This is a genomic window from Nostoc sp. UIC 10607 (assembly GCF_047228265.1).
In the GTDB taxonomy this organism is placed as follows: Bacteria; Cyanobacteriota; Cyanobacteriia; order Cyanobacteriales; family Nostocaceae; genus Nostoc; species Nostoc foliaceum_A.
Genome location: NZ_JBIQNW010000127.1, coordinates 1 through 8,060 on the forward strand (window position 1 = coordinate 1; position 8,060 = coordinate 8,060).

Consider the following 8,060-nt stretch of genomic DNA (forward strand, 5'->3'; position numbering starts at 1 on the left):
TTCCTCGTACCCCTGTTGATGAATTTTACTGTTATAACTCCTCCTAACTGTAAAAAACCTACACTTGTCAGAGGGTTAGGGTGGGGTATTTTTAAATTCTTCCCTGTAGGAACTTCCGTCTTCACGTTTCCGTGTTTCGCGCAGCCTGTAGCAGCTTCCGCCTTCCCTGTAGGAACTTCCGTCTTCACGTTTCCGTGTTTTGCGCAGCCTGTAGCAGCTTCCGCCTTCCCTGTAGGAACTTCCGTCTTCACGTTTCCGTGTTTCGCGCAGTCTGTAGCAGCTTCCGCCAAGACGTTTCCGTGTTTTGCGCAGTCTGTAGCAGCTTCCGCCAAGACGTTATGAGAAACAGACTTGTGTTACAGCATCTTCCCGTAAATAGAATACGCTTTTAAGGCACAGTACTGCTGTGCCTCAACAATAAATATGGTTTTTATTGGCAAAAAATGTTGTAAGGTACTCAAGTTTTAGACTTTTTCAGAAAAATCAACAATTTCACGTATGACAACTTCTTCAACAATTGTCCACTATAGAGTTATCAGTAATTTAGAAATTGAGTATTAATTATGGCGAGATCGAAACGCAATTCACGTACTCTTGGCAAAGCTGAAATACGTTTAGCAAGCATTAAATCTATTAGTCCAACTCTCGATGTTGGAGAGAAGTTAACAGTCAAAGATTATACTGAAAAAATCGAAAGCCTCCGAAAATCTCTAGAAGCATACAATACCACCCTCTCTACTATTGATGTCTTACTAACCCAGATCGTTGAAAATGAACAAGATTTAGCAGACTATTCTGAGAAGATTTTGCGTGGTATTGCTTATAAATATGGTAACAATAGCCATGAATATCAGATGGCTGGAGGTATTCGTAAAAGCGATCGCAAGCGTACTGTGCGTCAAAGCATGGTTTTGTTGAAGTAAGTAGGCACTGCGATCGCATAGATTAACAACCAAAATTACCGATTTGGCTTTGTCTGCGGAGCGATCGCACCCACTTAACGATACCATCAAGGTCTGGAATTATTGATTTTGATTGTTTGAGATCACAGTACTAGTTTTTTCGTTTTCTAGTTCTCTCATTAAAGAATCAAAACCACTAGTATTGTTTCCACCTTTGGACAATAAAGACTGAATTTTATTTATTATCGCACTCATATTGTCGGAGAAAAACCTACCAAGATTATTAACAAAGTTTTTCAGTTTCTCAAATATCCCAATTTCTACAGTTGAGTACTTATTGACAATTGGATATACAACTTTTCCTTTTTCTGTTTCATAGTACTCTTGCTCAGGCATCAACATAGATGTAAGTGGTTGCACCTGTTTTGCCATATCTGCTTCAGTTCGTTTATGGCTGAGGAATAAAACATCGTAAACCTTTCCATTCCAGCTAGCCCAATAATGGTTTTGGAAAAACCAGCGCTTACCATCATCACAATTTGGTTTTTTACCTTGGTATGGTGTAACTCCAGCTTCAGTTAAAAAAGGTTTGGCGATGCTTTCAACTGTTATTTTCTCGATGCCAAAATATTCTTCTGCAACTTTTTTAAAAGCACGGGCTAATGTCTGGCAATCTCCTTCTGGAGAGCCTTTTAATAGAGTTTCTTGACTCTTGCTCACCATTGTGTATTGAAATTGGATATTTCCAAAGTTTTTGAATAGTTGTTCCAGTATTTTATCTTCTGGTAATGTATCGTCTATGCCATTTACTAGTGTTTTGGCTAGTGAGTACTCTTGTAAAAATTTTTGTTTTTTGTCTGCTGAGTTATTTGCTGCTAATATTTCTTCAGAGTTTGCTTGTTCGTTCCTGGTGTCTGCTAGGGTCGTCTGCTGTCCTTCCTGGGTTTGCAGAGTCGGTGGATTAATTTGGTTGACTACAGAAGTAGCTACTCTATCCGCTTCTTGCTCATACTGATCTCCTGGTTGACCAATAGTAAGTTTTGGCTGTATTAGTGATTCCCGCAGGGGTTGCATTTGTGCAATTGACCCACTATCAGCACGTTTTATCGCCATTTTGCTCAGGTTATGACCAAACTGGGAAGAGTGTTCCTTCCCTTGCTGTAACGACTCATTCATCTTTGCCTGTAATACAGTGAGTCGTTCCTGTCCCTCTGGCGTAATAGTGCCATGCTTGGCTTGGATTTGGAGTTTTGTGGCCTCAAACTGATACTGTTGAAATTTCTGATTCTCTACTTTTGCCTGTATTATAGGCTTGTTGGAGCTAAGTTGAAAGTGAGTAGTTAACAGGTGCGTAGGCGTAGCCCGTCGTAGACATCGCAACTGACCTTGCTCTGACTTAGAAGCGGATGAGTCAGCTTTTTTGTGGATTTGTAGCCGTTCTTTCATCGCTGGTTTCAAAAGTCAATAGTGGTTAATCTATATATTATGTCACTTCAGATTGCTTGATTATTTATACTTAAGTCGAATCCTGTTAAAACAAAGCATCCACTTTGTCTGCTTACGTCTGACTAAAATTTCTAGTAAAGCTTGGGAAAATCCAGTTACCATCAGACAAGGAGCTTAAATCGCTTGTCTTAAAAAGCTTGTCGTTTCCCACATCTGACTTTCCCCGCTTCGTTGCGATCCAGCCTTGGAATAAACTCCAAGGCTAATAGCTAAAGTCCTCTAAAGCGGACTGAGCAGATGATTTTAGTGTACTGGAGCAGACTTCGGCTATCAGCCTTGCACTTCAGTGCAGGACGGGATTTCGGTTAGGACGATACTTTGACTATTACAAAAATGTGGGTAATGACAAGAAACTTCCGCCACAGTACACTACCACCTACTGGTTTAAGAACGCCGTACATTCAAGCAACACCATTCTTTTCGTTTCCATAGGGTTGCAACCACCCAACCATTCTCTTCTAAGGCATCAGCAACAGCTTTAGATTGTTCTAGCAAGATACCACTGAAGATAGCCCAAGTATCAGGTTTAGCGATCGCACTCATTTCTGGAACCAAATCAATAATTACATGAGCCAAAATATTGCAAACGATACCATCTACTGGTTTCTCAATCAGTTTTTTCAAAACGTCTACACTTCCCAGTGCTGGTAATAAACGTTCTGGACTAATATCGTTGAGCGCACCATTACTGATAGTTGATTGCACCGCTAAAGGGTCATTATCTACTGCATAGACTTTCTCTGCTCCCAGTAGCAGCGCCCCAATGGAAAGGATACCAGAACCGCAGCCAATATCCGCAATTACTAGATGTTCATGTTTGCCACTAGTACCCACAAATGACTGAGGAACTTCACTCAGCCGCATTTCCAAGGATTCCAAACATAGTTGAGTGGTGGCATGGTTGCCCGTACCAAATGCTACACCAGGGTCAAGACGAATCACTAAGCGTTTCGTTGTTTCTGGTGATGGTAGCCACGCGGGGTTAATTAGGAAGCGATCGCCTATTTCTTGGGGATGCCAATATTGTTTCCAGCTAGTCGCCCAATCTTCCTCATCAATTAACTGCCATTGCAGAGAAGGAGATGAAATTCCTACACAGAGGGCATCTTGACGCAGCCACAGTGACAGCGCTGCCAAATCTAGTAGCTGTGTTTGAATTGTCGATAAATAAGCCCTAACTAAAGATGAATTTCCTTTGTTTTCACTAGCTGTTCCCCGACAGCCAAAATCTTCCAGTCGCCAAAAGATCGAATCTTCTAGGTCTGGCTCACATAAAATCTGTAGTTCCCACCAAGTGTTTGCCATTTTTAAGTGCTGTTAGCGCTAGCGGGGCGTTCAGCCCGTGGTGAGTGCTGAGTTTGAGGGAGGTAAGAGTTAGGAGTTAGGAGTTGGGAGTTTTTAACTTTTAACTCCTAACTATTCACTCCTAACTTTTCTTGACTCAGCACTCGTTACTCAGCACTCAGCCCTCATAGAGTTACTGTATAAGCATCCCGAATACCAGGGACTTTTATAATTTCATCCAAAATGCCCTCAGGTAAAGGGTCATCTATACTCAAAGCCATTACGGCATCACCACGGACGATTTTACGACCTACTTGCATACTGGCAATATTCACATTAAAACTGCCGAGTAGGGAACCGAGTTTGCCGATAATCCCCGGCATATCGCGGTGCAGGGTAAACAGCATATATTTGCTGGGAGGGACGTTAATCGGGAAACCGTCAACATCAGTCAGGTGGATTTCCCGCTCACCCAACAAAGCGCCGGTGACAGAGTGAGTACCTAAAGTACCCGTGGCTTCTAGATGCAGTGTGCCCGCATAGTCTCTGATGGAAGCATCGCGGGTTTCAATCACTCGAATTCCGCGTTCTTTGGCTTCTATGCTGGCATTTACGTAATTTACTCGTTCCCGCAAAGCTTGGTAAAGTAAACCTTTTAGGGCAGCTACAATCAAAGGCTGACTTTTGTTTGTCGCTAGTTCCCCTTGCAGTCGAATATTGAGGACTTCCACCCGTCCGCCAGCTAGCTGTCCTACTAGATTACCTAGAGTTTCTGCTAGTTGCATGTAAGGTTTGAGTTCTTCCAACACATCGGGGCCGAGTCCTGGAATGTTGACGGCTGAACGAGCGGGTAGTCCTAAAATTACATCCCGGATTTGTTCGGCAACATCAATAGCCACATTCACTTGAGCTTCTGCGGTAGATGCTCCCAAGTGGGGAGTGAGGATAACTTCTTTACCTAGCGATCGCAATTCCGATTCACCCAGTGGTTCTGACTCGAACACATCCAAGGCTGCACCGCCGATTTTACCCGCTTTCAGAGCTGCTGCTAAAGCTACTTCATCAATGATCCCACCACGAGCGCAGTTGACAATCCGGGCTGTGGGTTTCATTTTTGCCAGAGTTGTGGCATTGATTAAGTGGGTAGTTTCTGGGGTTTTGGGGATGTGTAGGGTGATATAGTCTGCTTGCTGGAAGAGTAAATCTAGCTCAACTAACTGACAGCCAAGTTGTTCGGCTCGTTCTGTGGAAATAAAAGGGTCATAAGCTAGGAGTTTCATCCCCATTGTCTTAGCTACAGCCGCAACATGGGAGCCAATTTTACCCAAACCGACAACGCCGAGAGTTTTTTTGTAGACTTCCGCGCCGACAAAACTATTGCGATCCCACGCACCGCGTTTCACCGAAGCGTTAGCATCGGGGATGTGGCGAGACAAAGCCAAAATCATCGCTAGCGCGTGTTCAGCCGCAGCAATTGTATTTCCCTCTGGAGAATTGACTACGACAATTCCCCGGCGGGTGGCGGCGGGAACATCCACATTATCCACACCCACACCAGCACGACCGATGATTTTTAGCTGGGTGCCGGCTTCAATAATTTCTTGGGTGACGCGCGTACTAGAACGAATCATCAGCGCGTCATACTCACCAATAATTTCGATCAGTTCTGCTGGTTTTAGACCTATTTTGACATCAACGGTAGCAACTTGCGAAAGAATGTCAATTCCAGCTTGGTCAATAGAATCGGAGACAAGAACCTTAGACATGATTACTTCATTTAAAGCTACAGGTTTTGCTGCACAGGACTTTTTAGTTTAGTCTTTATCTGTCGCAATTCAGCAAAAATTATTCGTTTTAATATCAACTTAACCTTTACTTCCGCTACGTGCTGATGGTATCGGAGCGTGAGTTGCTCCTAGTGGATGCTGCCTCCTAAGTATTTGAAGATGAGTGGCTTGTTTGTACCACCCTGTCGCTAAATATAAAGCATTAATAGCACTAAGCACTTATATATTTATTAATAGTTAAGAGTTACCAAAATTTTATCAGCTTAAGCAGCTTCCTTGATGACATAGAAATGCCTGGATTCTTGACTGGGCTGCAACTTTAGCTAAAGCAATGCTCTGCACAACCAGGAAACGAGCTAGTGACTATTTTATCTGTCAAATCTTGGCTGTTTCTCAATACCACAAGTGGTATCCCTTAGTCAAAGTAAAACATTGCATCATCAAGATAATTGGATTGTGAAAGGATAAATTATTGCGGTGTAACACGATAATGGATGTATTGGTATGATGAGCAAGGACAACAGTATCTTACGCCCGCAGAACAAATAAAACAAGAAACATAACACGCTCACCAAGCAGCACAAAAAGTGTAATAATTGACAGAACAATTAAGAGCGCTGGGAATAGATCCAGATAATCTGGGTTAACTGAAATATTTTGCAATATTTTCAACAAAACTGAAAACTTAGGTTTTTTAAATTTATGTATTTTTCATCAATGATTGTTGAAATTTCTACATCTCATCAATTAGATTGTACGCACTTGATACAATTGCGCCCATCTAATTTAGCAGCATATAACGCTTTATCCACTACTAGCAATAACTCATCACTGGTTTTTCCATGATCTGGAAACATGCCCACTCCACCCGAAACCGTCGTATCTATTTCTTTCCCTCCAGATTCCAACAGTGAAGCTTGAAACGATAACCGGATTTTTTCGGCGTGCTGAAACGCTTTCTCCTGTGTCAGACCAGGTAAAACCAATACAAACTCCTCACCACCATATCTGCACACAATGTTTTGAGAGTCACTATAGTTGCGAAGAATGTCTGCAAATACCTGAATTACGCGTAGGCTATGCCCGCCGCAGGCATCGCCAGCTTGATGACCGAATGTATCATTAATACTTTTAAAATAATCGATATCCATAATTATCAAGGCAACTCGACCAGAATCCCGCGTTGCTCGTACTAGTTCTTGTGGAAATATCTCGTCAAAATAACGCCGATTAAACAAGCCTGTCAGTCCGTCCCGCATAGCTTGTTCTCGTAACTGAACCTGTAAGGTTTTAATTTCGAGTACCTGTTTTTGCAAATATTCATTCGCCTGTCGCAGTTCGGATTCAGCCTGATAACGTTGAGTAACGTCACGCAAAACAAGCAAATGGCCTGTTAACTGCTTGCGCTCATTGTGTAATGAGGTAATTAGTAACTCTACATAACAAGGAGTTACCGAATCTATGAATATCTCTGTTTTGACGCTTTCATGAGCATGGTAAAGCCTGACAATTTCTGGCAAAATGGCCAGAACTTGAGCAGCAGGCTGTCCAATATACTGCTTTTTTACCCCAATCAGTCGTTTTAGCGCCGGATTAAAGTCAATAATCCGGTTTTTGGCATCCAATACCAGCACACCGTCACTCATATTCTCAATCAGCGTGTCTCTAGCTACAGGAACGAGGTCAAACATCCGAAAGCGAAAAAGGCTAACAAAATAGAACAACCCGGCCAGCATGAAACTCATGGGAGTGATGTTTAGACCAGGAGGAGTGAGGCGGAGCATATACAAGCTAGCGCCTAATATTGGTAATATTGCACCAGCTAATGCCATGCTTGACTGCCGACGAGACAGAACTGATGGCAGTAAGGCTTTCTGAATAAGCATTACTACCCCTGTAACCGTGTAGAGGTAAACGCAGACCATGACCCAAAAAAACCAAGATTATGTTGATAAATCACAAAATTATTTCCTTTGGGATCTGGCAAAAAGCCAGACCAGACTAAACCATGCCATTCGTTTGTTGCTACCAAAATTACATTGAAGGTAGGAATAGCCCATAGCAACGCTGTATTTCGAGGCGTTAGCCAACGATTTTTATTCGTGAAGTGCATTGCAAATATGAGGAAGAGCGTAATTACACTGCCTGAGCCGACATACTCCAGCTTTGACCAAAATATTTTTTCTCGGAGGATAATTGCTGCTGCTTCCATTGCTGCAACTGTAGCGTATCCTGCGATCGCTAGCATCATCGAAATGAAAGGCTTGCTAGCCAAAGAAATTGAGCGACGCTGCCAAGCTGCAAACGCAACAGTAATTGAGATGATTACAGTAACGCTCAGAATAACAAAGTAGAGGTTGTACTGAAAATGCATGGTAACGAAGCACTTAAGAGATGATCTCAACCTTATGAGATAAGTTTGAGCAAGTCATGAGGTTCCAGCAATTTTAATAATCACTTGAAAGCGGTTAAGTTACAGCAGAATTATGATTCCTGAATTTTTACGTTCATTGGTTGCCACTAACGTTCCTAACCCAATTTCAATTTGCCCCAGTTCCCACAACATTTCTTGCTGTTTTTC

The 8,060-nt window shown here is 42.5% G+C and carries 5 protein-coding genes and 2 pseudogenes; 1 reads left to right on the forward strand and 6 read right to left on the reverse strand.

Going from position 1 to position 8,060, the window contains the following annotated elements:
- A pseudogene (locus ACEYW6_RS35190) lies at positions 1-188 on the reverse strand (hypothetical protein); the annotation flags it as partial.
- 375 nt (positions 189-563) lie between these two features.
- Between ACEYW6_RS35190 and ACEYW6_RS35195 the strand changes: the two are divergent.
- Positions 564-923: a hypothetical protein gene (locus tag ACEYW6_RS35195; RefSeq protein ID WP_190895690.1), complete on the forward strand. Its 360-nt coding sequence runs from the start codon at positions 564-566 to the stop codon at positions 921-923.
- Between the two features lie 99 nt (positions 924-1,022).
- On the opposite strand, the gene ACEYW6_RS35200 is transcribed toward ACEYW6_RS35195, so the two are convergent.
- The 5 genes and pseudogenes from ACEYW6_RS35200 to ACEYW6_RS35220 form a co-directional block, all read right to left on the reverse strand.
- Complete coding sequence (locus ACEYW6_RS35200) at positions 1,023-2,348, reverse strand: hypothetical protein (RefSeq protein ID WP_412983446.1); 1,326 nt, start codon at positions 2,346-2,348, stop codon at positions 1,023-1,025.
- Between the two features lie 444 nt (positions 2,349-2,792).
- Positions 2,793-3,713, reverse strand: a complete 921-nt coding sequence (prmA, locus tag ACEYW6_RS35205; RefSeq protein WP_412983447.1) for a 50S ribosomal protein L11 methyltransferase — start codon at positions 3,711-3,713, stop codon at positions 2,793-2,795.
- A gap of 164 nt (positions 3,714-3,877) precedes the next feature.
- Positions 3,878-5,458: a phosphoglycerate dehydrogenase gene (gene serA / locus ACEYW6_RS35210; RefSeq protein ID WP_190895687.1), complete on the reverse strand. Its 1,581-nt coding sequence runs from the start codon at positions 5,456-5,458 to the stop codon at positions 3,878-3,880.
- A gap of 764 nt (positions 5,459-6,222) precedes the next feature.
- On the reverse strand, positions 6,223-7,224 hold the full coding sequence (locus ACEYW6_RS35215) for a diguanylate cyclase (RefSeq protein WP_412983448.1): 1,002 nt from the start codon (positions 7,222-7,224) through the stop codon (positions 6,223-6,225).
- Positions 7,213-7,853 (reverse strand): annotated as a pseudogene (locus ACEYW6_RS35220) (histidine kinase N-terminal 7TM domain-containing protein); the annotation flags it as partial. The pseudogene ACEYW6_RS35220 and the gene ACEYW6_RS35215, both read right to left, overlap by 12 nt.
- Between the last annotated feature and the right edge of the window lie 207 nt (positions 7,854-8,060).

What these genes read in the sequence shown, in the direction of transcription:
- serA (WP_190895687.1), bottom strand. Translation starts at nt 5,458, where the DNA reads ATGTCTAAGGTTCTTGTCTCCGATTCTATTGACCAAGCTGGAATTGAC.
- ACEYW6_RS35200 (WP_412983446.1), bottom strand. Translation starts at nt 2,348, where the DNA reads ATGAAAGAACGGCTACAAATCCACAAAAAAGCTGACTCATCCGCTTCT.
- ACEYW6_RS35215 (WP_412983448.1), bottom strand. Translation starts at nt 7,224, where the DNA reads ATGAGTTTCATGCTGGCCGGGTTGTTCTATTTTGTTAGCCTTTTTCGC.
- ACEYW6_RS35195 (WP_190895690.1), top strand. Translation starts at nt 564, where the DNA reads ATGGCGAGATCGAAACGCAATTCACGTACTCTTGGCAAAGCTGAAATA.
- prmA (WP_412983447.1), bottom strand. Translation starts at nt 3,713, where the DNA reads ATGGCAAACACTTGGTGGGAACTACAGATTTTATGTGAGCCAGACCTA.